Origin of the sequence: Pseudomonas sp. H9, assembly GCF_004353925.1 — a bacterium.
Lineage (GTDB): Bacteria > Pseudomonadota > Gammaproteobacteria > Pseudomonadales > Pseudomonadaceae > Aquipseudomonas.
On sequence record NZ_SMOK01000017.1, the window covers coordinates 1 to 24426 of the forward strand.

The 24426-nt window shown below is 62.7% G+C and carries 26 protein-coding genes; 19 read left to right on the plus strand and 7 right to left on the minus strand.

Going from position 1 to position 24426, the window contains the following annotated elements; genetic code table 11:
• Window positions 1–248: 248 nt before the first annotated feature.
• The 3 genes from ycaC to E1573_RS13930 all read right to left on the minus strand — a co-directional run bounded on the left by ycaC (window position 249) and on the right by E1573_RS13930 (window position 2594).
• Window positions 249–875, minus strand: coding sequence for an isochorismate family cysteine hydrolase YcaC (ycaC, locus tag E1573_RS13920; protein ID WP_133214598.1), 627 nt, complete (start codon window positions 873–875; stop codon window positions 249–251).
• Window positions 876–929: 54 nt separating this feature from the next.
• Complete coding sequence (locus E1573_RS13925; protein WP_133214600.1) at window positions 930–1616, minus strand: hydrolase; 687 nt, start codon at window positions 1614–1616, stop codon at window positions 930–932.
• Window positions 1617–1703: 87 nt separating this feature from the next.
• Window positions 1704–2594, minus strand: a complete 891-nt coding sequence (locus E1573_RS13930; RefSeq protein ID WP_133214602.1) for a pirin family protein — start codon at window positions 2592–2594, stop codon at window positions 1704–1706.
• Between the two features lie 96 nt (window positions 2595–2690).
• Between E1573_RS13930 and E1573_RS13935 the strand changes: the two genes are divergently transcribed.
• Window positions 2691–3599: a LysR family transcriptional regulator gene (locus tag E1573_RS13935; protein ID WP_177494585.1), complete on the plus strand. Its 909-nt coding sequence runs from the start codon at window positions 2691–2693 to the stop codon at window positions 3597–3599.
• Window positions 3600–3683: 84 nt separating this feature from the next.
• On the opposite strand, the gene E1573_RS13940 is transcribed toward E1573_RS13935, so the two are convergent.
• The 4 genes from E1573_RS13940 to E1573_RS13955 form a co-directional block, all read right to left on the minus strand.
• Complete coding sequence (locus tag E1573_RS13940) at window positions 3684–4559, minus strand: alpha/beta fold hydrolase (protein ID WP_133214606.1); 876 nt, start codon at window positions 4557–4559, stop codon at window positions 3684–3686.
• A gap of 16 nt (window positions 4560–4575) precedes the next feature.
• Window positions 4576–5196, minus strand: a complete 621-nt coding sequence (locus tag E1573_RS13945) for a LysE family translocator (protein WP_133214608.1) — start codon at window positions 5194–5196, stop codon at window positions 4576–4578.
• 109 nt (window positions 5197–5305) lie between these two features.
• Entirely contained in the window at window positions 5306–5896 is a 591-nt protein-coding gene (locus E1573_RS13950; protein WP_133214610.1) for a 2-hydroxychromene-2-carboxylate isomerase, read from the minus strand.
• Window positions 5897–5925: 29 nt separating this feature from the next.
• On the minus strand, window positions 5926–6657 hold the full coding sequence (locus E1573_RS13955; protein ID WP_133214612.1) for an SDR family oxidoreductase: 732 nt from the start codon (window positions 6655–6657) through the stop codon (window positions 5926–5928).
• A gap of 91 nt (window positions 6658–6748) precedes the next feature.
• On the opposite strand from E1573_RS13955, the gene E1573_RS13960 reads away from it, so the two are divergent.
• The 18 genes from E1573_RS13960 (at window position 6749) to E1573_RS14045 (ending at window position 24423) form a co-directional block, all read left to right on the plus strand.
• Window positions 6749–7303, plus strand: a complete 555-nt coding sequence (locus E1573_RS13960) for a TetR/AcrR family transcriptional regulator (RefSeq protein ID WP_133214614.1) — start codon at window positions 6749–6751, stop codon at window positions 7301–7303.
• On the plus strand, window positions 7290–7886 hold the full coding sequence (locus E1573_RS13965; RefSeq protein ID WP_133214616.1) for a DUF4157 domain-containing protein: 597 nt from the start codon (window positions 7290–7292) through the stop codon (window positions 7884–7886). The genes E1573_RS13960 and E1573_RS13965 overlap by 14 nt, the downstream gene beginning before the upstream one ends.
• Before the next feature lie 95 nt (window positions 7887–7981).
• The gene (locus tag E1573_RS13970) at window positions 7982–9028 is read left to right on the plus strand and encodes a class I SAM-dependent methyltransferase (RefSeq protein ID WP_133214618.1); all 1047 of its coding nucleotides are present in this window, start codon (window positions 7982–7984) and stop codon (window positions 9026–9028) included.
• A 113-nt stretch (window positions 9029–9141) separates the two neighbouring features.
• Window positions 9142–9810 (plus strand): GntR family transcriptional regulator, encoded by a 669-nt coding sequence (locus tag E1573_RS13975; protein ID WP_133214620.1) that lies wholly within the window; start codon window positions 9142–9144, stop codon window positions 9808–9810.
• Window positions 9811–10003: 193 nt separating this feature from the next.
• A complete protein-coding gene (locus tag E1573_RS13980) occupies window positions 10004–10936 on the plus strand; it encodes a 4-hydroxyproline epimerase (protein ID WP_133214622.1) in 933 nt (310 codons plus the stop codon).
• Window positions 10933–12042: an FAD-binding oxidoreductase gene (locus E1573_RS13985; RefSeq protein ID WP_133214624.1), complete on the plus strand. Its 1110-nt coding sequence runs from the start codon at window positions 10933–10935 to the stop codon at window positions 12040–12042. The genes E1573_RS13980 and E1573_RS13985 overlap by 4 nt, the downstream gene beginning before the upstream one ends.
• Entirely contained in the window at window positions 12035–12271 is a 237-nt protein-coding gene (locus E1573_RS13990; protein ID WP_133214626.1) for a (2Fe-2S)-binding protein, read from the plus strand. The genes E1573_RS13985 and E1573_RS13990 overlap by 8 nt, the downstream gene beginning before the upstream one ends.
• Window positions 12268–13524 (plus strand): FAD/NAD(P)-binding oxidoreductase, encoded by a 1257-nt coding sequence (locus E1573_RS13995; RefSeq protein ID WP_133215068.1) that lies wholly within the window; start codon window positions 12268–12270, stop codon window positions 13522–13524. The genes E1573_RS13990 and E1573_RS13995 overlap by 4 nt, the downstream gene beginning before the upstream one ends.
• 55 nt (window positions 13525–13579) lie before the next feature.
• Window positions 13580–14329, plus strand: coding sequence for an AraC family transcriptional regulator (locus E1573_RS14000; protein WP_133214628.1), 750 nt, complete (start codon window positions 13580–13582; stop codon window positions 14327–14329).
• Between the two features lie 238 nt (window positions 14330–14567).
• Window positions 14568–15386 carry a transporter substrate-binding domain-containing protein gene (locus E1573_RS14005; protein WP_133214631.1) on the plus strand — a complete coding sequence of 273 codons (819 nt, stop codon included), beginning with the start codon at window positions 14568–14570 and terminating at the stop codon, window positions 15384–15386.
• A 10-nt stretch (window positions 15387–15396) separates the two neighbouring features.
• Complete coding sequence (locus E1573_RS14010) at window positions 15397–17178, plus strand: aconitase X (protein WP_133214633.1); 1782 nt, start codon at window positions 15397–15399, stop codon at window positions 17176–17178.
• Window positions 17171–17836, plus strand: a complete 666-nt coding sequence (locus E1573_RS14015) for an amino acid ABC transporter permease (protein ID WP_133214635.1) — start codon at window positions 17171–17173, stop codon at window positions 17834–17836. Before E1573_RS14010 ends, E1573_RS14015 begins: the two co-directional genes overlap by 8 nt.
• A gap of 10 nt (window positions 17837–17846) precedes the next feature.
• The gene (locus E1573_RS14020) at window positions 17847–18497 is read left to right on the plus strand and encodes an amino acid ABC transporter permease (RefSeq protein ID WP_133214637.1); all 651 of its coding nucleotides are present in this window, start codon (window positions 17847–17849) and stop codon (window positions 18495–18497) included.
• On the plus strand, window positions 18490–19212 hold the full coding sequence (locus E1573_RS14025; RefSeq protein ID WP_133214639.1) for an amino acid ABC transporter ATP-binding protein: 723 nt from the start codon (window positions 18490–18492) through the stop codon (window positions 19210–19212). The genes E1573_RS14020 and E1573_RS14025 overlap by 8 nt, the downstream gene beginning before the upstream one ends.
• A gap of 80 nt (window positions 19213–19292) precedes the next feature.
• Window positions 19293–20321, plus strand: coding sequence for a proline racemase family protein (locus E1573_RS14030; RefSeq protein ID WP_133214641.1), 1029 nt, complete (start codon window positions 19293–19295; stop codon window positions 20319–20321).
• A gap of 123 nt (window positions 20322–20444) precedes the next feature.
• On the plus strand, window positions 20445–21362 hold the full coding sequence (locus E1573_RS14035) for a dihydrodipicolinate synthase family protein (RefSeq protein ID WP_133214643.1): 918 nt from the start codon (window positions 20445–20447) through the stop codon (window positions 21360–21362).
• Between the two features lie 72 nt (window positions 21363–21434).
• Entirely contained in the window at window positions 21435–22817 is a 1383-nt protein-coding gene (gene abaF / locus E1573_RS14040) for a fosfomycin efflux MFS transporter AbaF (RefSeq protein WP_133214645.1), read from the plus strand.
• A 25-nt stretch (window positions 22818–22842) separates the two neighbouring features.
• The gene (locus E1573_RS14045; RefSeq protein ID WP_133214647.1) at window positions 22843–24423 is read left to right on the plus strand and encodes an aldehyde dehydrogenase (NADP(+)); all 1581 of its coding nucleotides are present in this window, start codon (window positions 22843–22845) and stop codon (window positions 24421–24423) included.
• Window positions 24424–24426: the final 3 nt, after the last annotated feature.

The following is a 24426-nucleotide window of genomic DNA, read 5'->3' on the forward strand; positions in this document are numbered from 1 at the left end:
TATCCGCTTCCTGTTCGTCAGGCCAGCATTTTGCCTCGGGCTTCCTTCAGATTCGCAGTCACCCGCGACACCCTTGCCTCTGGCTAACACTTCCCCTTGCCGGGTGTGTAGAGGACTTTCACCTCCAAGTCACCAGCGAGGCCACCACAGCCAAGCTGGTTGCGCTAACGCGCAACGCGCCATGCCTGGCGCACAAACGAAAACGGCCGGGCTGCACAGGCAGCCCGGCCGTTGCTCACGCGGCGCTGTTACTTGCCGTTGGTGAGGGTGTTGTAGCTGGTGATCAGGTTACGGTAGTCCGGGATGTGGTTAGAGAACAAAGTACCCAGGCCTTCGATGTCGTTACGCCAGTCACGGTGCAGCTCGCAGGCCAGACCAAACCAGGTCATCAATTGGGCGCCAGCTTGAGACATACGGTCCCAGGCCGAGTCGCGGGTCAGTGCGTTGAAGGTACCCGACGCATCGGTTACCACGAATACATCAAAACCTTCTTCCAGGGCCGACAGCGCCGGGAAGGCCACGCACACTTCGGTCACAACGCCAGCAATGATCAGTTGCTTCTTGCCGGTGGCCTTCACGGCCTTGACGAAGTCCTCGTTGTCCCAGGCGTTGATCTGGCCAGGGCGAGCGATGTAAGGCGCGTCTGGGAATTGTTCTTTGAGCTCCGGTACCAGCGGGCCATTGGGGCCGGTTTCAAAGCTGGTGGTGAGGATGGTCGGCAGTTTGAAATACTTGGCCAGGTCGCCTACTGCCAGCACGTTATTCTTGAATTTGTCCGGGTCGATATCACGCACCAGCGACAGCAGACCGGTCTGGTGATCCACCAGCAGGACAGCGGCGTTGTTCTTGTCCAGACGAACGTAGGGCTTGCTCATGGTCTAACTCCTTGCGTTGGTAAGCCGGCACCCTGAAGCACCGGTAAGGGTGAATCAGCGAGTGGAATCCAGTTGCTCTTTGTCAGTCACAACCTGTTGTGCCTTGAGGTAGCTCTCAATCAGCAATTGATAATGCGGGAACACTGCACTATAGGCCTCAGCCCACTGTTGTGCGTCGGCACGGTTCCAGGTGCGCTGCACTTCCGAGCACACGGCCGCAGTGTCCATCGGCACCACACCCGCCTGCATGATGCGCGCCAGGGTGATTTCCTGAGCCATCTTCGAGTAGGTACCGCTGGCGTCGATCACCGCAAACACCTGATAGCCTGCAGCGACAGCACTGATGCTCGGGAAGGCCATGCACACACTGGTGATGGTGCCAGCGATGATCAGCTGTTTCTTGCCAGTGGCCTCTACCGCCTTGACGAATTCGTCATTGTCCCAGGCGTTGATTTCACCTTTGCGTGCCACGTATTTGGCATGCGGTGCCGCTTCGTGGATTTCCGGGATCAATGGGCCGTTGGGGCCCTGCGGCACCGACGCTGTGGTAATGACCGGAATCTTGGCCAGACTGGCGACCTTGGCCAGGGTAATGGCATTGGTGCGCAGTTCGGTCATCGGCATGTCCTTGACCGTCTGGAACAGGCCGCTCTGATGGTCGATCAGCAGCATCGCGGCGTTATCTGGATCGATACGCGGCACCTGACCATTGAAGTTGGCAACGTTGGCAAATGTACTCATGACACATTCTCCTTGAGCTCAGACCGCAAGTTGTGCTCGCAGCCCAGGTTAAAGGCCGCCCAAAGGACGGCCTTTGGGTTTATCAGACTAGTTGTCGTGACGGGCACCGCCCGCCCCGTTCATCTGGCCAAAGCGACCGGCGCGGAAGTCATCGAAGGCCTCGGCGATTTGCGCCTCGGTGTTCATCACGAAGGGGCCGTAGCCTACGATCGGCTCATCCAGCGGCTCACCACTGAGCAGCAGTACCGAGACCTCGGTTTGCGCTTCGAGCAACAACTCGTTACCGGCGCGTTCGAACAGCACCAGCTGTGCCGGGCCCACCGCACGCTCGCCATTGACCAGCAGCTTGCCGCGCAGAACGACCAGCGCCGTGCTACGCCCCGCCGCACTAGGCAAACGTATCGGGGTGCCGGGTTTGAGCTGCACGTCCCAGACGTCCATTGGCGTGAAGGTCTGCGCCGGGCCTTTATGGCCGCGATAGTCACCAGCGATGACCCGCAACGAGCCGCTACCGGCGCCCAGCGGCACAACCGGAATATCCGTGCTCAGCAAGGTCTGGTAACCGGCAGGAGCCGACTTGTCTTTGGCCGGCAGGTTGACCCACAACTGCACCATTTCCAGGGTGCCACCCTTGGCAGCGAAAGCCGGCGAGTGGAACTCTTCGTGGAGAATGCCGTTGGCCGCAGTCATCCACTGCACATCGCCCGGGCCGATCAGACCGCCCGCACCGGTGGAGTCGCGGTGTTCCAGCTCACCCTGGTAGACGATGGTCACCGTTTCAAAACCGCGGTGTGGATGCTGGCCGACGCCACGACGGGCTGTGGTCGGGGTGAAGTCATGCGGGCCGGCATAATCGAGCAGCAGAAACGGGCTGATGTGCTGAGCCAGGTTGTCGTAAGTGAACAGGCTGCGTACCGGGAAGCCATCGCCGACCCAGTGCGGGTTGGGGCTGCTGTAAACGCCTTGGATCTTTTTCATGAGATGTCTCCTCTCGTGGATGGCTATAACCATACGAGCGCAACGACATCGGCGGTAGATCGGTTAAACTGCCCTCAGCGTTCCATATGGAGAACACTGGTGGAAGACCTTAACGACCTTTACTATTTTGCCCAGGTGGTCGATCACGGCGGCTTTGCCCCTGCCGGCCGCGCCCTGGACATGCCCAAATCCAAACTCAGCCGGCGCATTGCCGGGCTCGAGGAGCGCCTCGGCGTGCGCTTGATCCAGCGCTCGACCCGGCACTTTTCCGTGACCGAAATTGGCCAGGCCTATTACCGTCATTGCGTCGCGATGCTGGTCGAAGCGGAAAGCGCCGCCGAACTGATCGAACGCAACCGTGCCGAACCGCAGGGCATCGTGCGATTGAGCTGCCCCACGGCGCTGCTGAATTTCTGGGTCGGCGACATGCTGACGCGCTTTATGGTCCAGTGCCCGTTGGTGCAACTGCACATCGAAAGCACCAACCGCCAGATCGACCTGATCCAGGAAGGCATCGACATAGCCTTGCGCGTGCGCGTGCCGCCGCTGGAAAGCAGCGATCTGGTGATGAAGCCGCTGGCCCACAGCACCCAATGCCTGGTGGCCGCGCCGCAATTGCATGAACGCCTGCCGGCGCGCCCGGTACCGGCCGACCTGGCGGCCTTGCCGAGCATGCACTGGGGCAAACCGCACCGCGATTATCACTGGGAGCTGGTAGGGCCAAATGCGGTCCACGCCAGTGTGCGCTACCAACCCCGACTGGTCACCGACGACCTGATGGTGTTACGCCAGGCGGCGCTGGTCGGTGTCGGTGTAGTGCATGTGCCGCTGGTGGTAGTGCGCGATGACCTGGCCAGCGGGCGCTTGGTGCGCGTCACCCCAGACTGGGCGCCGGAGTGTGGTGTGGTGCACGCCGTGTTTGCCTCACGGCGCGGATTGCTGCCGGGTGTGCGCAGTTTGCTGGACTTCCTGGCAGCCGAGTTTGCAGCCAGCGATATCGCCTGAGTGATCGAACCGGTAGGAGCGGGCTTGCCCCGCGATGCAATTTTCCTGATACACCGCATCGCGGGGCAAGCCCGCTCCTACCGGTCAGTGCACCTGCAGGAACGCCTGTATCTGCTCGCTGCACGCCGCCGGATCTTCCTGCATGAAACAATGCCCGCCCGCCACCTGCTGCGCGGTCACGTGACGATTGCTCTGCGCCCAGCGCTGCACCGACTGCGGCACAAAGGGATAGGTGTGCTCACCGTAAAGCACCAGCGTTGGTGCCTGCACCCGAGTCAGCGACGCCCACATCCGCCGCGGGAACGAGCTGAAAATCTCGACCTCGCGGCTGGGGCGGCATTTGAGCACCACGCCTTCGCCGCAGTCGCCGATGGCATGGTCGATGTAGGATTGCAGCGCCGAATCGCTCCAGCCCTTGAAGATGCCACGGCCTTCCAGCGAGGCCCGTGCGGCACTGCGATCCGGCCAATGACTGCGGCGAGTGGCGGCTTTGCGTGCCAGGGCGTGACGGCGGTGCAGGCCGACCAGTGCGGCAGCGCCCATAATGCCCATCATCGACTGGCTGAACAGCACCGGATCGAGCAACACAGCACGCTGAAACAACTGCGGCTGCTGCGCCAACATCAACCCGGTGAGTACCCCGCCAAAACTGTGGCCAACGGCAAAACGCGGCACGTCGGCGTACTCGGCACGGCCCGCCTCGAACGCTTCTATTGCCAATTCTGCAGTGCGGTTCCAGCCCTGAAACGGGCCGCCGTGATCACTGTCGCCATGGCCCTGCACATCACACAGCCACAGGTCGAAGTGGTCGGCCAGGCGCGCCAGCAGAGGCTGGTAAGCCAGGCAACAGAAGCCATTACCGTGAAGAAAATGCAGCAGTGGTTTGCCGCTGGCGGCTGAGCGCCAGCCGCGCAAGGTGAAGCCGGCACTTGTGTCGTGGGACCAGGGAATCAACTGCATGTGCCAGCTTACTCATTCAGGAAAAGCTCGATTCTACAAACAGCAACGGATAAAGCGAAATCACCAGCAATGCCGCCATCAAGACATTGAACAGCATCAACCAGCGCGGATTCTGCAGCACCGTACGCAATGCACTACCGAACATTACCCAGACACACACGCTGGGCAGGTTGACCAAGGCGAACACCGTTGCAATCACAATCACGTTAGTGACGTAGCCTTGGGCAGGCGTGTAGGTGGTGATTGCCCCCACGGCCATCACCCAAGCTTTGGGGTTGACCCACTGAAAGGCCGCCGCGCCCCAGAAACCCAGTGGTTTGCGACTTTCCGGATGGCTCGCCGACAACGGCCCGGAGGTGGCGATTTTCCACGCCAGGTACAGCAAATAGGCGGCGCCGACATAACGCAGCACGGTGTAGATCGGCGGGTACGCCTTGAACACCTCACCCAGGCCAAAGCCCACCGCCAGCACCATGACCATGAAGCCAACACTGATGCCCAGGGCGTGAGGAATGGAGCGACGCACACCGAAGTTCACCCCGGAGGCCAACAACATGGTGTTGTTGGGCCCCGGAGTGATCGAGGAGACAAAAGCGAACAACACGAACGCGGTGATCAAGTCGATTGAGCTGAGCATGGCAGGCTTTCCAGATGTTTCAGGGGGCTGTCATGACACTAACGGAGACTTGTTCCGCGCCGACCATACAGTTACAGAAAATAATGCCACTACACTTGGCTGTACCCCTTCAGAGCAACGCTTCGCAGACAAACTCCAGACGGTCCTGGCCGAAGAACATCTGCTCGTCGACAAAGCAGGTCGGCGCACCGAATACACCGCGGCGCACGGCTTCTTCCGTGGCGTCCTTGAGTGCTGCCTTGACCTGTGGGTCGACCGTCCATGCCAGGTACTGCTGCGGGTCGAAGCCCGCCTCTTGCAGTACCGCTGCCAGCACCTCAGGGTCGCCGAGGTTGCGTTGCTGCACCCACATCGCCGTGAACACCGCCTTGAGGTAGGCATCAAAACGTTCGGGTTGGAACAGCTGCACTGCAACGGTGCCACGCATCAGGTTCAGGGTGTTGATTGGGAAACCCGGAGGGAACGCCAGGGTCACCCCGTAGCGCTTGGCATAACGTTGAAAGTCGGCAAACACATAGCGCGCCTTGGCCGGCACCATCACCGGAGATGCATTGCCGGTTGCCTGAAACACGCCGCCCAGCAGCATCGGCCGGTACAGCAACTGTGCATCCAGACGCTCGCACAGCGACGGCAGTTGGGTCCAGGCCAGGTAACTGGCCGGGCTGCCCAGGTCAAAGAAGAACTCAACGGTCTTGCTCATCGATCAATGTCCTTGTTGTTGTCAGAGGCTTACCAACGTTCCATCCACGGCCGCAGGTCCAGTTCGAAAGTCCAGGCATCTCGGGGTTGGGCATGCAGAAACCAGTAGCTGTCGGCAATGTGTGCTGGATCAAGAATGCCGTCTTGCTCTTTCAGGGCATAGCGCTCGGGAAAGCTGTCGCGGATGAATGCCGTGTCGATGGCACCGTCCACCACCACGTGGGCGACATGAATGTTACGTGGGCCAAGCTCACGGGCCATGCTTTGTGCCAGCGCACGAATGCCGTGCTTGGCCCCGGCGAACGCAGCAAAACCGGCCGCGCCGCGCAATCCGGCGGTGGCGCCGGTAAATAAAATGGTGCCGCGCTCACGACTCACCATACGCCGGGCCACGGCCTGGGCGGTCAAGAAACCGGCAAAGCAGGCCATTTCCCAGATCTTGAAATATTTACGTGCCGTCTCATCAAGGATGCTGCACGGCACATTGGCGCCAATGTTGAAGACAAACGCCTCAATCGGCCCAAGGGTGCTTTCGATTTGCTCAACCAGCGCCGTTACCTCATCTTCCTTGCGCGCATCGGAAGCAAAGCCGTGCGCCTCACCGCCTTGGGCACGAATCTCGTCGACCAAGGGCTGCAGTTTATCGGCGCTGCGCCGGGTCACGCAGGCGATATAGCCCTCCCGGGCAAAACGCTTGGCAATCGCTCCACCGGTGGCATCACCGGCCCCCACCACCAACACCACTTTCTTGCCCTGAGTCATCCATCGCCTCCATTGGTAAACGATCATTTAGTAAACGAACGCTATGCTATGATCCAGGCTTCGTCAAGCCAGTGATACGGAGCAGGTCGGCGTGCGTTACTCCACCACCCACAAAGAACAAACCCGGCAGAAGCTGCTGGAAAGCAGCGGCGCCCTGGCCAAGCGTGGCGGCTTCAACGCCACCGGAATCGCCGGGCTGATGAAAGCCATCGGCCTCACCGGCGGGGCGTTCTACAACCATTTCCCGTCCAAGGACGACCTGTTCACCGAAGTGGTACGCCGCGAGCTGTCGCTCAGCCCCATGGCCCAACAGCCAATGAACCGCCAACGCCTCGAACGCTGCCTGGACCAGTACCTGAGCCTTGCCCACGTGCACAACCCGGAAGGCGGTTGTGCCATTCCAGCGCTCGGTGCCGAGATTGCCCAGGCGCCGCTGCCGGTTCGTGAAGAGGCCGAACACTGGCTTCGTACCCTGCAACGTGCCTGGGCCGATACCCTGGAAGACCCAGACCTTGCCTGGGCCCTGCTCAGTCAGTGCGTGGGCGCGCTGGTAATCGCGCGCATGCTGGCCACTGAAGCGAGCCAGCAGGAAGTGCTCAAGGCCTCCCGTGATTTTCTTGCTGGGGCCATGCATGAAAGGTCTTGAAGCGCTGCTGCTTGGTGTTGCCCTGCTCGCCCCGCTCCCCGCCCTCGCCGCCTGCCCGGCTGGCCAATATGAAATCTGCCTGGGCAGCTGCCTGTGCTCGCCGATTGACCCAGGTGAAGCGGGCATCATGCTCGATGATCTCGGGCGCTTCGCCAGCAGTTCACTGGCCCTTGCCTTGCAACAGGCCCGCGACACAGCAGCAGCCGGTGAGGTGCTGCCGATCCCGCTGCACATCCGCGCCCAGCTTGAGCCGTATTACGACTTCCAGGTGCTCGACGCCGCGCGCTACAAAGTCGGTGACCAGCAGGCACTGGACAGCGCCAACGCGCTGCTGCAGAACCCTGATGTGAATGCCGTGACCCTGATCGACATCATCGTCTTTCGCAACGAAGCCGACGCCCAGGACAATGTCGCCCTCTGGGCCCATGAACTGCACCATGTGCAGCAGTACCAGCAATGGGGCGTAGCGGAGTTCGCCCGGCGTTACTCACGCGACTTCGACGCCGTGGAAGCACCGGCCTACGACATCCAGGCGAAGGTCAGCAAAGCCCTGCGCGAGCGCGCGTCCGGCCAGGCGCGCTGAACTAGACTTTACAGTTGCCTCACCTTGAATGGCCCGAGGCCGTCACTGCCGGTGACGGCCCCGTTGTCGTTGGACTTCGCACAGGAGAACACGCAATGGACGAAGCCAAACTGCAAGACTTCATGGGAAAACTGGTCAACGACATGGGCGCTGCGGCCCTGCTCGCTAATCTGATACTTGGAGATGAACTGGGCCTGTACCGGGCCATGGCCGACAGCCAGTTCATCACCCCCGAACAATTGGCCGAAAAGACCGGCTGCAACGCTCGATTGCTGCGTGAGTGGCTCAGCGCCCAGGCAGCTTCCGGCTATATGGAACATCAGGGTGGCCGTTTTCGTCTGCCTGAAGAACAAGCCATGGCCCTGGCCATCGAGGACTCGCCGGTCTACGCTGCCGGCGGCGCTTCGGTGATCGCCGCGCTGTACCACGACAAAGACAAACTGGTTGCGGCCATGCGCGGCGACGGCGGCCTGCCCTGGGGCGACCACCACCCGTGCATGTTCAGTGGCACCGAGCGCTTCTTTCGCCCTGGCTACCGCGCCAACCTGGTCAGCCAGTGGCTGCCGACACTCACCGGGGTGGTCGATAAACTCAAGGCTGGAGCTAAGGTCGCCGATGTCGGCTGCGGTCACGGCGCCTCGACGGTGATCATGGCCCAGGCTTTCCCGGCCTCACGGTTCATCGGCTATGACTACCACGCCCCGTCAATTACCGTGGCCAACCAGCGTGCCAGCGAGGCTGGCGTGGGCGAGCGTGCACAGTTCGTCAAAGCCAGTGCCAAAGATTTTCCCGACCATGACTACGACCTGATCTGCTACTTCGATTGCCTGCACGACATGGGCGACCCGGTAGGTGCCGCCCGCCATGCCTTCAAAGCGCTGAAAGCCGATGGCACGGTGTTGCTGGTCGAGCCTTATGCCGGTGACAATCTGGATGCCAACTGCACACCAGTGGGCCGCTTGTTCTATGCCGCCTCGACGTTCATCTGCACACCCAATTCACTGTCTCAGGAAGTCGGCCTGGGGCTGGGGGCACAAGCGGGGGAAGCGCGCTTGCGTGCGGTGTTTGAGGAAGCGGGATTCCGTTCGTTCAGGCGTGCGACGCAGACGCCCTTCAACCTAATTCTTGAGGCGCGCAAGTAATGCCAGATCGCGGGACAAGTCGGATCGCCGCACCGTCGCTCCTACCAGTGGGAGCGGGCTTGCCCCGCGATTTTCGTATACCATATCCATAAATAACTTCGGACGACACCACCGTGACCGTACCCCGCCTCAACGCCCCGGACTTGGGCAACACGCCTTCGACCTCGGAAATCATCACCCGCCACCTGCGCGATGCGATCATTGCCGGGCACTTTGCTGAAGACGAGGCGATCCGTCAGGACGACATCGCCCGTCAGTTCAACGTCAGCAAGATTCCGGTGCGCGAGGCACTCAAGCGCCTGGAAGCCGAGGGCCTGGTGATGTTCCAGCGTAATCGCGGGGCAATGGTCACGCGCATGTCCGAGCCGGAGCTGGCGCAAATGTTCGAAGTGCGCATGTTGCTTGAAGACAAAGCCCTGCGCCTGGCCATTCCGAACATGACCGAAGAAACCTTCGCCCGCGCCGAGCGCATCTGCCAGGAGTTCGTCGGCGAAAACGACGTCGGGCGCTGGGCCGAGCTGAACTGGGAGTTGCACGCTTGCCTGTACGAACCGGCGCAGCGGCCGTTTCTGGTCAACATGATCCGTTCAGTGAACGACAAACTGGAGCGTTACCTGCGCATGCAGATGAGCCTGTCGGCAGGCAAAGAACGCGCCGACCACGAACACCGCGAAATCCTCGAAGCCTGCCGGGCCAAGGATATCGAACGAGCGGTGACCCTGCTCGACGAGCACATCGCCGGCGTCTGCAAAACCCTCTTCGAACACCTGCCCCACAGATAACGGTAGGAGCGGGCTTGCCCCGCGATGCAATTTAATTGACACACTACAATCGCGGGACAAGTCGGGTCGCCGCACCGCCGCTCCCACCCGTCTGTGCTGATTTCGTCATTCACGTCGCTTAAACGCATCAAGCCTGCCGCCCCGCGAACACGTCACGCTGTCGTTCACCTCCCTGAACGGACGCGGCCTCCCCATGAAACGCATTACCGTGATCGACTCCCACACCGGCGGCGAACCGACCCGCCTGGTCACCGACGGTTTCCCGGACTTGGGCACCGGCAGCATGGCCGAACGCCGTCAGCGCCTGGCCCAGCAGCACGATCAATGGCGCAGCGCCTGCATGCTGGAGCCGCGTGGCAGTGATGTACTGGTCGGCGCGCTGCTGTGTGAACCGGTCGACCCCAGCGCCTGTGCCGGGGTGATTTTCTTCAACAACACCGGTTACCTGGGCATGTGCGGCCACGGCACCATCGGCCTGGTGGTGTCGCTGGCACACTTGGGCCGCATCGGCCCCGGCGTGCACCGTATCGAAACCCCGGTGGGCACCGTGCAGGCCACCCTGCACGACGATCACTCGGTGAGCGTGCGCAATGTGCCCGCCTACCGCTATCGCAAAGACCTGACACTAGAAGTGCCCGGCATCGGCCAGGTGGTTGGTGATGTAGCCTGGGGCGGTAACTGGTTCTTTCTGATCGCCGATCACGGCCTGCAGGTAGCAGGCGACAACATCGACGCCCTCACCGGCTACACCTATGCCGTGCAGCAAGCCCTCGACGACCAGGGCTTTCGCGGCGAAGACGGCGGCCTGATTGACCATATAGAACTGTTCGCCGACGACGCGCAGGCCGACAGCCGCAACTTTGTGTTGTGCCCCGGCAAAGCCTACGACCGCTCGCCGTGCGGCACCGGTACCAGCGCCAAGCTCGCCTGCCTGGCCGCCGACGGCAAGCTGCAACCCGCTCAGGTCTGGCGCCAGGCCAGTGTCATCGGCAGCCAGTTCGAGGGTTCCTATGAGGCCGACGGTGAACGCATCGTGCCGACCATTCGCGGCCGTGCGCACATCAGCGCCGAAGCCACGCTGATCCTGCAGGACGATGATCCGTTCGCCTGGGGCATTCGCCTGTGAGGGGTGACGCCGACGTCATCATCATCGGCGCCGGGATTATCGGCGCCGCCTGCGCACAGGCACTGGCGGCACGAGGCCTGCAGGTACTGGTGCTCGACGCCGGCCTGCACGGCGCCACCGCCGCCGGCATGGGCCACCTGCTGGTGCTCGATGACAACGCTGCGGAACTGGCGCTGAGCCAACACTCGCTGCAGCGCTGGCGTGAGCTGGCACCGCAGCTGCCCGAGGCCTGTGCCTACCGCAGCAACGGCACTTTATGGCTGGCCGCCAACGCCGAAGAAATGGCCGTTGCCGAACACAAGTTCAGTGTGTTGCAAGCACAGGGTGTGGCCTGCGAACTGGTGCCCGGCCATACGCTGCGCCAACGTGAACCAGCCCTGCGCGAAGGACTGGAAGGCGGCTTGCTAATCAATGGCGACGGCATTCTCTACGCCCCGGCCACGGCACAGTGGATGCTGCAAGCGCCGCGCATTGAACAACGCCGAGCCAAGGTCAGTGCCGTACAAGGCAACCGCGTGTGCCTGGACGATGGACGGTGGTTGCACGCCGAGGCGGTGGTACTGGCCAACGGTATCCAAGCCACCGAACTGTGCCCGGAGCTACCGATTCAGCCAAAGAAGGGCCACCTGCTGATCACCGACCGCTACCCCGGTACTGTCACCCATACCTTGGTGGAATTGGGCTATGTGACCAGTGCCCACAACGCCAGCGGCCCGTCCACTGCCTGCAATATCCAGCCGCGCCCGACCGGCCAATTGTTCATCGGTGCCTCGCGCCAATTCGGCACCACCGACCCGGCCGTGGAAGGCTGGATGCTCGCACGCATGCTCAAGCGCGCCACCGAATACATGCCAGACCTCGCACACCTGAACGGTATCCGCGCCTGGACCGGCTTTCGCGCCGCCAGCCCCGACGGCCTGCCGCTGGTGGGCCGTCACCCGCAACAGCAAGGCCTGTGGCTGGCGGTGGGCCACGAGGGGCTTGGCGTTACCACCGCCCCGGCAACCGCTGACTTGCTGTGCGCGCAACTGTTCGACGAGATGCCGCCGCTGGCGGCCGACGCCTACCTACCCGACCGTTTCCTCGGAGCACTCGCCCATGCCTGAACTGATCCTCAATGGCCGATCGCTGCGGGTGGCCGACGGCACCAGCGTGGCCGCTGCGCTGGTGCTCGGTGGCGATGGCTGCACGCGCACCTCAGTGAGCGGCCAGCGACGCGCGCCGCTGTGTGGCATGGGCATTTGCCAGGAATGCCGGGTCACCATCGACGGTCACCGGCGCCTGGCCTGCCAGACCCTGTGCCGCGACGGCATGCAGGTGCAGACATGGCCATGAACGAACACACCAACCTGCTGATTATCGGTGCCGGCCCTGCCGGGCTCGCCGCCGCCCAGGCTGCCGCGCCGACTGCCGCCCGCATCATTCTGCTCGATGACAACCCGCAACCGGGTGGCCAGATCTGGCGCGCTGGCCCTAAGGCCAACGTACCGGCTCAAGCACGCCAATTGCGCGAGCAGGTGCTGGCCTGCGCCAACGTGCAGTACTACCCCGGCACCCGGGTGATTGCCCAATCCGCCCCGGACACCTTGCTGGTAGAAGATGCCGAACGCGGCTGGCAGATCCGCTACGATCGCCTGATCCTCTGCACCGGTGCCCGTGAACTGCTGCTGCCGTTCCCCGGTTGGACCCTGCCCGGCGTAACCGGCGCGGGTGGTTTGCAGGCGCTGATCAAGGGTGGCCTGCCGGTGCACGACCAACGCATTGTCATCGCTGGCAGTGGCCCATTGCTGTTGGCCAGTGCGGCTACGGCCAAACAGAATGGCGCCCAAATCGTGCAGATCGCCGAACAAGCATCAACCGCCGCCGTTGCCGGCTTTGCCGCACAATTACCCCGCTGGCCGCGCAAGCTGCTGCAATCCTTCAGCCTGCTCGACCGCCAGTACCGCACCGCCAGCTACGTATTGGCCGCACTCGGCAACGAGCGCCTGGAAGGCGTGCGTTTGCAGCTTAATGACAAGGTGGTGGAAGTCGCCTGTGAGCGGCTCGCCTGCGGGTTCGGCCTGATCCCCAACACGCAGCTTGGCCAGGCCCTGGGCTGCGCGGTAGTCGATCAGGCGATCCGTGTTGACCAGTGGCAACAGACCTCGCAATCCGGCATCTATGCGGCAGGCGAATGCACCGGCTTCGGTGGCAGCGAGCGCGCCTTGGTCGAGGGCGCGATTGCCGGCTATGCGGCCGTTGGCGACCGTCAGCAGGCGCAGTCATTGTGGCGCCGCCGCAGCCGCTGGCATGGTTTTGCCAAGGCGCTGAACCGCGCCTTTGCCCTCGACCCGGCGCTGAAGTCGCTGGCGACTGCCGATACCCTGGTGTGCCGCTGCGAAGATGTCCCTTACGCCGCCCTCACCACCCAGCGCAACTGGCGCGAGGCCAAACTTGCCAGCCGCTGCGGCATGGGCGCCTGTCAGGGCCGCGTATGTGGTGCGGCGACCGCACACCTGTTCGGCTGGCAAACCCCGGCACCGCGCCCGCCGTTCAGCCCGGCGCGCATCGACACCCTGTTGTGCCTGGACGACACACACGACGCTTGAGCGTAACGCCGGGGGCGCACTATGATCCTGACGATCGCCCCCGGACCGTCAACGCATGCACGCCACGCTCAACCACTTCGCGCCTTGCGACCTGCCGACGTTACTAAGCAGCCTGCGCAGCATCGCACCGCTGCTCGACACCCTCAACGATGTGGTGTTCTTCATCAAAGACCGCGAGGCGCGCTACGCCTTCGTCAACCAGACTCTGGCCCGGCGCTGCGGCCGTCAGCACGGTAACGACCTGCTCGGGCTCACCGCCGAACATGTCTTCCCCGCGCGTTTCGGCCCGCTCTACACCGAACAGGACCGCCGTGTGCTCAGCAGTGGCCGGGAACTGGCCGATCAGCTTGAACTGCATCTGTACTTCGGCAACCAGCCGATCTGGTGCCTGACCCACAAACGTCCGCTCAAGGATACCGACGGTAACATCGTCGGCCTCGCCGGTATCTCGCGAGACCTGCAACTGCCGCAGTCCAACCACCCGGCATTCGATAAACTCGCCGCCGTGGACGCACACATCCGCAGCCATTTCTCCCGCTCCATCAGCCTCGCGGAACTGACCGCCATTGCCGGGCTTTCCGTGGCGCAACTGGAGCGCCACTGCAAACGCATCTTCCAGCTCACACCCCGACAGATGATCCACAAAGCGCGGCTGGAAGAAGCCTCGCGCCTGCTGCAAGACCCCAGCCTGCCAATCACCGACATTGCCCTGCGTTGCGGTTACACCGATCACAGCGCCTTCAGCCGCCAGTTCCGCGCCCTTACCGGCATTTCGCCGAGCCAATTCCGCGACAGCCAGCGCTGAGTGTTCCGTTACGGGGCGCCGCGCGCGAGCAGTGCTCCGATTTGTAACACCGACCGCAGCCCGAAAAACCATTGTAAAAGCCCCGACAGCAACACGCCCTCCACGCAGCCGCCCTACTTCACGGCCTGACATCCAATTGCCACTTCAGAAGCAAAACAGGCACGGCCATTGCTATAGAAAATATCGTATACGAAATCTTCAATACGATATCTAACAGCACACACGACACGAGGCCTCTATGAAAAACCGTACCTTTGCCGTAGCCCTCAGCGCTGTTCTCACTAGCTCCTTCATTGCCACCGCCCAGGCCGACAAACTCGATGACATCATCGGTTCCGGCAAGCTGCGTTGCGCCGTGACCCTGGACTTCCCACCCATGGGCTTTCGCGATGAAGCCAACAAGCCTGCAGGCTTCGATGTGGACTACTGCAACGACTTGGCGAAGATCCTCGGTGTCGAGCCAGAAGTGGTCGAAACCCCCTTCCCTGACCGTATCCCGGCGCTGATCTCGGGGCGTGCCGACGTCATCGTGGCGTCCACCTCCGATACCTTGGAGCGGGCTAAAACCGTCGGCCTGACCGTGCCTTATTTCGCCTTTCAGATGGTCGTGCTGACCCGCGACAACACGGGTATCAACAGCTTCGACGACCTCAAAGGCAAGGCGCTGGGTAACACCAGCGGTACCTATGAAGCCATCGCCCTGGAGAAAGACGTCAAGAGTTGGGGCAGCGGCAGCTTCCGCGCCTACCAGTCGCAGAACGACACCCTGCTGGCCGTCGCCCAAGGCCATATCGACGCGACCGTGGTCACCAACACCGTCGCCGCCGCTACCCTCAAGTCGGGCAAGTACAAGAACCTCAAGGTCGCCGGTAACGCGCCCTACGTGATCGATTACGTGTCGCTGGGCGCCAAGCGCAACGAGTACGGCCTGCTGCGCTACCTCGACCTGTTCGTTAACCAGCAAGTGCGCACCGGGCGCTACAAAGAGCTGTTCACCAAGTGGGTGGGCACCGAAATCGCCCCGACCGACCTGACCGTGCCACAGGTCTACTACTGAGGTGCGCAGTATGACCAGCACTCCCAACCTCTTGACCGGGCGTAGCCTGGTCGAGGGCGCGGCCCAGGGCGAACTGCTGTTCGCCGACACCGGGCTGAGTTTCTGGGGCGGGGTCGACCCGTTCAGCGGCGAAGTGATCGACCGCCACCATCCACTGAGCGGCCAATGTATTGCCGGGCGCGTACTGGCCATTCCCAGTGGGCGTGGCTCGTGCACCGGCAGCAGTGTGATGATGGAACTGATCAGTAATGGCCACGCACCGGCAGCACTGGTACTGGCCGAAGCCGACGAGATCCTGACCCTCGGCGTGCTGGTCGCACAGACGCTGTTCCAGCGTTCCCTGCCGGTGCTGTGCATCGGCAAGGAGGCCTTCGCCGGGCTCCCCGCTGCAGGCGTTGCCCGGGTCGAAGGGCAACGCCTGAGCCTGTTTGCCCAGGCCCCCGACGACCACTGGCACGCCCCGCCCCCTGCACACAGCGCCCCACCGTTCCACACCACCCTCACCCTTACCTCACTCGACCAGGCACTGCTCGACGGCTGCCACGGCCAGGCGGCACAGTTGGCCATGCAGATCGTCCTGCGCATGGCCGAGCTGCAAGGCGCCGAACAGTTGCTCGACATCACCCAGGCGCATATCGACGGCTGCATCTATACCGGCCCGGCCAGCCTGCGCTTTGCCGAACAACTGGTACAGTGGGGGGCCAAGGTACGGGTGCCGACCACCCTCAACTCGATTTCGGTCGATCAGCGCCGCTGGCGTGAGTTGGGGATCGACCCGGCACTCGGCGAGCCGGCCAGTGCCTTGGGCGATGCCTATATGGCCATGGGTGCGCAACTGAGCTTCACCTGCGCCCCGTACCTGCTGGACAGCGCGCCAGCCTTGGGCGACCAGGTGGTGTGGGCCGAATCCAATGCGGTGGTCTACGCCAACAGCGTGCTGGGTGCACGTACGCTCAAGTACCCCGACTACCTCGACATCTGCATCGCCCTCACCGGCCGTGCCCCGCGCATCGGCTGCCACCTGGATGACCTGCGCAAGGCGCAATTTATCGTCGAGGTGCCGCCACTGGGCGCGCTGGACGACAGTTTTTATCCACTGCTCGGTTACCACATTGGCGCGCTCAGCGGCTCACGGATTCCCTTGGTACGCGGGCTGGAACAGGCGCACCCGAGCCTGGACGACCTCAAAGCCTTCGGCGCCGCCTTTGCCACCACTTCGGCTGCGCCACTGTTCCACATTGCCGGGGTCACCCCCGAAGCGCTGAACCCGGCGCAGGTGCTTGAGCCCAGCATCGCTCTACCCTGTGAGCGGTTGCAACTGAACGAGCTGCTGCACAGCTGGCGTGAGCTCAACAGCGCTGACGAAGCGCACGTGGATGTGGTGTCGCTGGGCAACCCGCACTTCTCGTTGAGCGAGTTCGCAGCACTGAGCCGACTCTGCCACGGCCGCCACAAGCATCCCGAGGTGGTGGTAGCAATCACGTGCGGCCGTGCAGTGCTTGAGCAGGCCCGTGCTGCCGGCTACATCAGCGGCCTCGAACGCTTCGGCGTCACCCTGGTGACCGACACCTGCTGGTGCATGCTCGGCGAGCCGGTGATTCCGCCTGCAGCACGCACGCTGATGACCAACTCCGGCAAATACGCCCACTACGGCCCGGGTCTGGCCGGGCGCCCGGTGCATTTCGCCAGCCTCGCCGAATGTGTCGAATCGGCCTGCAGTGGTCAGGCCAGCGGCCGCCTGCCGGCCTGGTTGCAACCTGCCGCCTGCAAGGAGAAAGCCGCGCATGTTTGACTACACCTTCCAATGGCGTTCAGCCCTACGTGCCTTGCCCGACATGTTGAATGGCGCCTGGGTCACCTTCGAAACCGCGGCGCTGTCGATGATCTTCGGGGTGCTGATTGCCCTCGCCCTGACCGTGATGCGCGCGGGCAAACAGCCTGTGCTGCGCGCCTTCGCCGACACCTGGGTGTCGATTGCACGCAATACGCCATCGCTGTTCCAGATCTACATCCTGTACTTCGGCCTGGGTTCGCTGGGGCTGCATGTCAGCTCCTGGATCGCCTTGCTGGCGGGGATCACCTTCAATAACGCGGGTTATCTGGCCGAGAACTTTCGCGGTGGCCTCAAAGCCGTACCGGGTACGCAGATGCGGGCGGCGCGCTCGTTAGGCATGAGCGCCTTCCAGGCCTACCGCATGGTGATCATCCCGCAACTGTTGCGGGTGGTGTTCTACCCGCTGACCAACCAGATGGTCTGGGCAGTGTTGATGACCTCGCTGGGGGTAATCGTCGGCCTGAACAACGACCTCACTGGCGTGACCCAGGACTACAACGTCAAGACCTTCCGCACCTTCGAATACTTCGCCCTGGCAGCAGCGCTCTACTACGTGATCGCCAAAGCGATCGTTGCAGTAGCCCGGCTGATGGCCTGGCGGCTGTTCCGTTACTGAGGAGCTCAGCATGCCTTCTAGCGGTTTTACCTGGAACGACTTCATGTTCCTCCTCGACGGCGCCTGGGTCACCGTACAGCTGACCTTCTGGGCGATCATGCTGGGCACCTTCGCCGGGTTGTTGTTTGGCCTGGCCCGCGCCCTGTGGCCACGGCTCAGCTTGCCGCTGGCGTGGGTATTGGATGTGTTTCGCAGCGTGCCGTTGCTGATCCAGTTCGTGCTGTTCAACTCGTTCAAAAGCATTGTCGGCCTGAACCTCAGCGCCTTCAGCGTCGGCTGCATCGTGCTGGGGGTGTACACCGCCGCCTACTTCACCGAGATCGTCCGCGGCGGGGTACTGGCTGTGTCGCTGAGCGTACGCCGGGCCAGCCGTTCGCTGGGCATGAGCTACCTGCAGGACCTGCGCTGGATCGTCCTGCCGATGGCCACCCGGGTGGCCTTTCCTGGCTGGCTGAACCTGGTGCTCGGCGTCATGAAAGACACCGCGCTGGTGATGTGGATCGGCATTGTCGAACTGCTGCGCGCCTCGCAGACCATCGTTACACGGATTCAGGAACCCCTGCTGGTGCTGTGCATCGCGGGCCTCATTTACTACGTCATGAGCCTGGTGGTGGCCCGTTTGGGCGCCCGTCTGGAAAGAAGGTGGCAGGAAAATGATTGAGATCGAAAACGTACACAAATCCTTCGGCAACCTCGAAGTGGTCAAGGGCGTCAGCCTGACGGTCGACAAAGGCGAAGTGGTGTCGATCATCGGCGGCTCGGGCTCAGGCAAGTCAACCTTGCTGATGTGCATCAACGGCCTGGAGCCGATCCAGAAAGGCAGCATCCGGGTCGACGGTGTCGAAGTGCACAACCGCGCCACCGACCTCAACCGCCTGCGCCAGAAGATCGGCATCGTGTTCCAGCAATGGAACGCCTTCCCGCACCTTACCGTGCTGGAGAACGTGATGCTGGCGCCGCGCAAGGTGCTGGGCAAGAGCAAGGAGCAGGCCGAGGAACTGGCGGTCAAGCAGCTGACCCACGTAGGCCTGGGCGACAAGCTCAAGACCTTCCCCGGTAAATTGTCTGGCGGCCAGCAGCAACGCATGGCCATTGCCCGGGCACTGGCGATGTCGCCGGACTACATGTTGTTCGACGAAGCCACTTCGGCGCTCGACCCGCAGTTGGTTGGCGAAGTGCTCGACACCATGCGCATGCTCGCCGAAGACGGCATGACCATGGTGCTGGTGACCCACGAAATCCGCTTTGCCCGGGACGTGTCGGATCGCGTGGCGTTCTTCCGTAATGGCCTGGTGCATGAGATCGGTGCGCCGGATCAGGTCATTGGCAACCCGTTGCAGCCGGAGACGGCGGCATTCCTGAAGTCGGTGAAATAACAGCATCGCGGGGCAAGCCCGCTCCCACACCACCGGTGGGAGCGGGCTTGCCCCGCGATAAAGCACACAAGGAGTCCCCAATGCGCTCATCGAAAATCATCCACATCGTCAATTGCCATGCCGAAGGTGAAGTCGGCGACGTCATCGTCGGTGGCGTCGCCCCGCCCCCCGGTGACACGGTCTGGGAGCAGTCGCGCTGGATCGCCCGCGACGACACCCTGCGCAACTTCGTCCTCAATGAACCGCGCGGCGGGGTGTTCCGTCACGTCAACCTGCTGGTGCCAGCGAAAGACCCGCGTGCCCAAATGGCCTGGATCATCATGGAGCCTGCCGACACCCCACCGATGTCTGGTTCCAACTCACTGTGCGTGTCGACCGTGTTACTCGACAGCGGCATCCTGCCCATGACCGAGCCACAAACCCGCCTGGTCCTCGAAGCACCCGGCGGGCTGATCGAAGCCGTCGCCGAGTGCCGCGACGGCAAAGTGCAGCGGGTCGAGGTGAAGAACGTACCGTCGTTCGCCGATCACCTCGATGCCTGGATCGAGGTTGAAGGCCTCGGCTCACTCAAGGTCGACACCGCCTACGGTGGCGACAGTTTCGTCATCGCCGATGCCCACGCACTGGGTTTTGCCATCCGCCCTGATGAAGCCAGGGAAATCGTCGAGACCGGCTTGAAGATCACTCAGGCGGCCAACGAGCAATTGGGCTTTCGCCACCCGCTGAACCCGGACTGGTCGCACATCTCCTTTTGCCAGATCGCCGCGCCCATTGAGTACCAGAACGGTATCGCCACCGGCGCCAACGCCGTGGTTATCCGTCCCGGCAAAATCGACCGTTCCCCCTGCGGTACCGGTTGCTCGGCGCGCATGGCGGTGATGCAGGCCAAAGGCTTGCTGAACGTCGGCGACCGTTTCATCGGCCGTTCGATTATCGGCTCGGAGTTCCACTGCCGCATCGAATCACAGATCGAAATCGCCGGGCGTCCGGCCATTTACCCGTGCATTTCCGGGCGCGCCTGGATCACCGGTACCCATCAGTTAATGCTCGATCCGAGCGATCCCTGGCCACAAGGCTACCGGCTGTCGGACACCTGGCCCGGTGCCTGAACGCTAACCCCTTGATTTAAAACCAGCCTTAAACACCAAACGACAAGCAGCAAAAAAACTACTGGTCGATTTCTCACACTTCAAATATCGTATACGAAATACAATAAACAACCGGAGAACACCATGAGCAAGTACATCAACTGGAGCGGCGTCTTCCCTGCGGTCACCACCCAATTCAACGACGACTTCTCGATCAACCTGGAAAAGACCCACGAGGTGATTTCCAACGTCATCCGCGATGGCGTCTCGGGGCTGGTGGTTTGCGGTTCGGTGGGCGAGAACACCTCGCTGACCGCCGAAGAGAAAATCGCCGTGACCGAGGTCGCCGTCGATGCCTCCCGCGGCCGGGTGCCGGTGATCTGCGGCGTGGCCGAGTTCACCAGCGTGCAAGCGGCGAAAGTGGCCAACTCGGTGCGCCAGGTGGGCGTTGATGGGGTGATGCTGATGCCAGCCCTGGTGTACGGCTCCAAGCCATTCGAAACCGCCGAGCACTACCGCTACGTGGCCAAACACACCGACGTGCCGCTGATGGTCTACAACAACCCACCGATCTATAAGAACGACGTTACCCCGGACATCCTGATTTCCCTCGCCGACTGCGACAACGTGGTGTGCTTCAAAGATTCCTCCGGCGATACCCGCCGCTTCATCGACGTGCGCAACGAAGTGGGCGACCGTTTCGTGCTGTTCGCCGGCCTCGATGACGTCGTCCTGGAGAGCATTGCCGTCGGTGCGCAGGGTTGGGTCTCGGGCATGTCTAACGTGTTCCCCAAAGAAGGCGAAACGATCTTCCGCCTGGCCAAGGCCGGGCGCTTTGCCGAAGCCATGCCGATCTACGAATGGCTGATGCCGATCCTGCACCTCGATGCCCGCGCAGACCTGGTGCAGTGCATCAAGCTCTGTGAAGCCATTGCCGGTCGCGGCAGCGCCCTGACCCGCCCACCGCGCCTGGCCCTGCCGGAAGCGGATCGGGTCTACGTCGAGCAGATCATGGCCAAGGCCCTGGCCAACCGCCCGCACCTGCCGGACGTCGGCCTCTGATGTGATGACCGGGCCGGCACTCCTCCAAGGAGGCCGGCCCGCCTGTTTTGCGCCCATACAGGAAACGCCAGCATGTCCAGTCACCCTTCCAGCGCAACCACCCCTTCGGGATTGAAACGTGTCGTGGCCGCCGCCATGGCCGGCACCGTCGCCGAATGGTATGAATTCTTCCTCTACGGTACTGCTTCGGCACTGGTCTTCGGCCAGTTGTTCTTCCGCCAGACCGACAGCCCCATCGACGGCATCATCGCCGCCTTCGCCCTGTACGCCGTGGGCTTTCTCGCCCGGCCATTGGGCGGTTTGGTGTTTGGCCATTACGGTGACAAGTTCGGCCGCAAACGCTTGCTGCAACTGAGTTTGGTGGTGGTCGGTATCACCACCTTCCTGATGGGTTGCCTGCCCGGTTTCGACAGCATCGGCTACGCCGCACCGATCCTACTGGTGCTGCTGCGCCTGATACAGGGCTTCGCCTTTGGTGGCGAATGGGGCGGCGCGATTCTGTTGGTGTCTGAACATTGCCCCGACAACCGCCGTGGCTTCTGGGCCAGCTGGCCACAAGCCGGGGTGCCGGCAGGTAACCTGATCGCCACCCTGGCGCTGTTGCTGTTGTCGAGCACCCTCTCGGAAGAGCAGTTCCTCGCCTGGGGCTGGCGTATCGCGTTCTGGTTCTCGGCTGTGGTGGTGCTGATTGGCTACTGGATTCGCACCAGCGTCGATGATGCGCCGATTTTCAAAGAGGCCCAGGCGCGCCAGGCGAAAAAAGCCGAGCAGCAACTGGGCGTGGTCGAAGTTTTGCGCCATCACTGGCGTGCCGTGCTGGTGGGGATTGGCGCGCGTTTTGCCGAAAACATCCTCTACTACACCGTGGTGACCTTCTCGATCACCTACCTCAAGCTGGTGGTGCAAAAGGACACCTCGCTGATCCTGTTGCTGATGTTTGGCGCGCACCTGCTGCACTTCTTCCTGATCCCGGTGATGGGCTACCTCTCCGACATTGTCGGGCGCAAACCGGTCTATCTCACGGGTGCCGTGCTCACCGCATTCTGGGGCTTCGTCGGCTTCCCGATGATGGACACCGGCAACAACTGGCTGATCATGGCGGCGATCACCCTGGGCCTGGCCATCGAGTCGATGACCTATGCGCCCTACTCCGCCCTGATGGCCGAGTTGTTCCCGACTCACGTGCGCTACACCGCTTTATCGCTGTGCTATCAGGTCGCGCCGATTTTCGCCGGCTCCCTGGCCCCGCTGATCGCCATCACCTTGCTCAACAAATACCACAGCTCGACCCCCATCGCCTGGTACCTGGTGGGCGCTGCGCTGATCTCGATCGTTGCCGTCGGCCTGACCCGCGAGACCCGCGGCAAGTCGCTGCACACAGTCGACGCCGAAGCGGCCGCCCGCATCGCCGACAACCAGCCCGCCGCTGCCCGCCCGGGCCGTTCGCTGGCCTGACCTCACTCTTGACCTGGAGCTTTCCATGCCGGACATCCTCGGCCACAACTACATCGGCGGCGCGCGCAGTGCCGCTGGCACTGTCACCCTGCAGAGCCATGACGCGACCACAGGTGAGGCGTTGCCCTACCGTTTCCATCAGGCAACCCCTGCCGAAGTTGACGCTGCGGCGCAGGCCGCTGCCCAGGCATATCCAGCGTTTCGCAGCCTGTCACCGCTGCGGCGCGCGGCGTTTCTCGACGCCATCGCCACGCAACTGGAGGCCCTGGACACCGATTTTATTGAACAGGTAACCCGCGAAACCGCGCTGCCCAATGCACGCATTTTGGGTGAGCGTGGACGTACCAGCGGGCAGATGCGTCTGTTCGCTCAGGTGCTGCGCCGGGGTGATTTTCTCGGCGCGCGGATCGACCGCGCCCAGCCCGACCGGCAACCGCTACCACGCGCAGACATTCGTCAGTACCGCCTCGGCGTAGGACCAGTAGCGGTGTTCGGTGCCAGCAACTTCCCGCTGGCCTTCTCCACCGCCGGTGGCGATACCGCTGCAGCACTGGCCGCCGGCTGCCCGGTGGTGTTCAAGGCACACAGCGGCCACATGGCCACCGCTGAACGGGTGGCTGATGCGATCATCCGCGCCGCCGAACAAACCGGCATGCCTAAGGGGGTGTTCAACATGATCTACGGGGCCGGGGTCGGCGAGGCCTTGGTCAAACACCCAGCCATCCAGGCCGTCGGTTTTACCGGCTCGCTCAAAGGTGGGCGGGCGTTGTGCGACATGGCGGCTGCCCGCCCCCAGCCGATCCCGGTATTTGCCGAGATGAGCAGCATCAACCCGGTCTTGGTGCTGCCAGAGGCATTGGCCCTGCGCGGCGAACAGATCGCCCGTGAACTGGCTGCCTCAGTGGTGCTCGGCTGCGGGCAGTTCTGTACCAACCCCGGATTAGTCATCGGTGTACGCTCAACGGCCTTCAGCGCCTTCACCGAACAGCTGGCGGCGCAACTGGCCGAGCAACCGGCTCAGACCATGCTCAATCTCGGCACCCTCGCCAGCTACCGCAAGGGTGTCAGCGCGTTGCTCGCCCACCCACGCATCCGCCATCTCAGCGGCCAGCCATTGCAGGAGCATAAGGCGCAGCCACAGCTGTTCAAGGCTGATGTCAGCCTATTGATCGACGGCGATCCGCTGTTGCAGGAAGAAGTCTTTGGTCCGGCCACGGTGCTGGTCGAAGTGGCCGATGTAGGCGAATTGCAACAGGCCCTCAACGGCCTGCACGGTCAACTCACCGCCACCTTGATAGGCGAACCGGCAGACCTGCAGACCCACGCCGAGCTGCTACCGCTGCTGGAGCAAAAAGTCGGCCGTGTGTTGTTCAACGGCTACCCAACGGGCGTTGAAGTCTGTGATGCGATGGTGCATGGCGGGCCTTACCCGGCCACCTCGGATGCCCGTGGCACCTCGGTCGGCAGCCTGGCCATCGAGCGCTTCCTGCGCCCGGTGTGCTATCAGAACTGCCCGGATGCGCTGCTGCCTGAAGCCCTGCAGAACGCCAACCCGCTGGGCATCGCCCGCCTCGTTGATGGCCTGAGCAGCCGCGACGCGCTGTAACGC

Coding starts and splice junctions, on each gene's coding strand:
- ycaC (WP_133214598.1), bottom strand. CDS start 875: ATGAGCAAGCCCTACGTTCGTCTGGACAAGAACAACGCCGCTGTCCTG.
- E1573_RS13925 (WP_133214600.1), bottom strand. CDS start 1,616: ATGAGTACATTTGCCAACGTTGCCAACTTCAATGGTCAGGTGCCGCGT.
- E1573_RS13930 (WP_133214602.1), bottom strand. CDS start 2,594: ATGAAAAAGATCCAAGGCGTTTACAGCAGCCCCAACCCGCACTGGGTC.
- E1573_RS13940 (WP_133214606.1), bottom strand. CDS start 4,559: ATGCAGTTGATTCCCTGGTCCCACGACACAAGTGCCGGCTTCACCTTG.
- E1573_RS13945 (WP_133214608.1), bottom strand. CDS start 5,196: ATGCTCAGCTCAATCGACTTGATCACCGCGTTCGTGTTGTTCGCTTTT.
- E1573_RS13950 (WP_133214610.1), bottom strand. CDS start 5,896: ATGAGCAAGACCGTTGAGTTCTTCTTTGACCTGGGCAGCCCGGCCAGT.
- E1573_RS13955 (WP_133214612.1), bottom strand. CDS start 6,657: ATGACTCAGGGCAAGAAAGTGGTGTTGGTGGTGGGGGCCGGTGATGCC.
- E1573_RS13965 (WP_133214616.1), top strand. CDS start 7,290: ATGAAAGGTCTTGAAGCGCTGCTGCTTGGTGTTGCCCTGCTCGCCCCG.
- E1573_RS13970 (WP_133214618.1), top strand. CDS start 7,982: ATGGACGAAGCCAAACTGCAAGACTTCATGGGAAAACTGGTCAACGAC.
- E1573_RS13980 (WP_133214622.1), top strand. CDS start 10,004: ATGAAACGCATTACCGTGATCGACTCCCACACCGGCGGCGAACCGACC.
- E1573_RS13990 (WP_133214626.1), top strand. CDS start 12,035: ATGCCTGAACTGATCCTCAATGGCCGATCGCTGCGGGTGGCCGACGGC.
- E1573_RS13995 (WP_133215068.1), top strand. CDS start 12,268: ATGAACGAACACACCAACCTGCTGATTATCGGTGCCGGCCCTGCCGGG.
- E1573_RS14000 (WP_133214628.1), top strand. CDS start 13,580: ATGCACGCCACGCTCAACCACTTCGCGCCTTGCGACCTGCCGACGTTA.
- E1573_RS14005 (WP_133214631.1), top strand. CDS start 14,568: ATGAAAAACCGTACCTTTGCCGTAGCCCTCAGCGCTGTTCTCACTAGC.
- E1573_RS14010 (WP_133214633.1), top strand. CDS start 15,397: ATGACCAGCACTCCCAACCTCTTGACCGGGCGTAGCCTGGTCGAGGGC.
- E1573_RS14015 (WP_133214635.1), top strand. CDS start 17,171: ATGTTTGACTACACCTTCCAATGGCGTTCAGCCCTACGTGCCTTGCCC.
- E1573_RS14020 (WP_133214637.1), top strand. CDS start 17,847: ATGCCTTCTAGCGGTTTTACCTGGAACGACTTCATGTTCCTCCTCGAC.
- E1573_RS14025 (WP_133214639.1), top strand. CDS start 18,490: ATGATTGAGATCGAAAACGTACACAAATCCTTCGGCAACCTCGAAGTG.
- E1573_RS14030 (WP_133214641.1), top strand. CDS start 19,293: ATGCGCTCATCGAAAATCATCCACATCGTCAATTGCCATGCCGAAGGT.
- E1573_RS14035 (WP_133214643.1), top strand. CDS start 20,445: ATGAGCAAGTACATCAACTGGAGCGGCGTCTTCCCTGCGGTCACCACC.
- abaF (WP_133214645.1), top strand. CDS start 21,435: ATGTCCAGTCACCCTTCCAGCGCAACCACCCCTTCGGGATTGAAACGT.
- E1573_RS14045 (WP_133214647.1), top strand. CDS start 22,843: ATGCCGGACATCCTCGGCCACAACTACATCGGCGGCGCGCGCAGTGCC.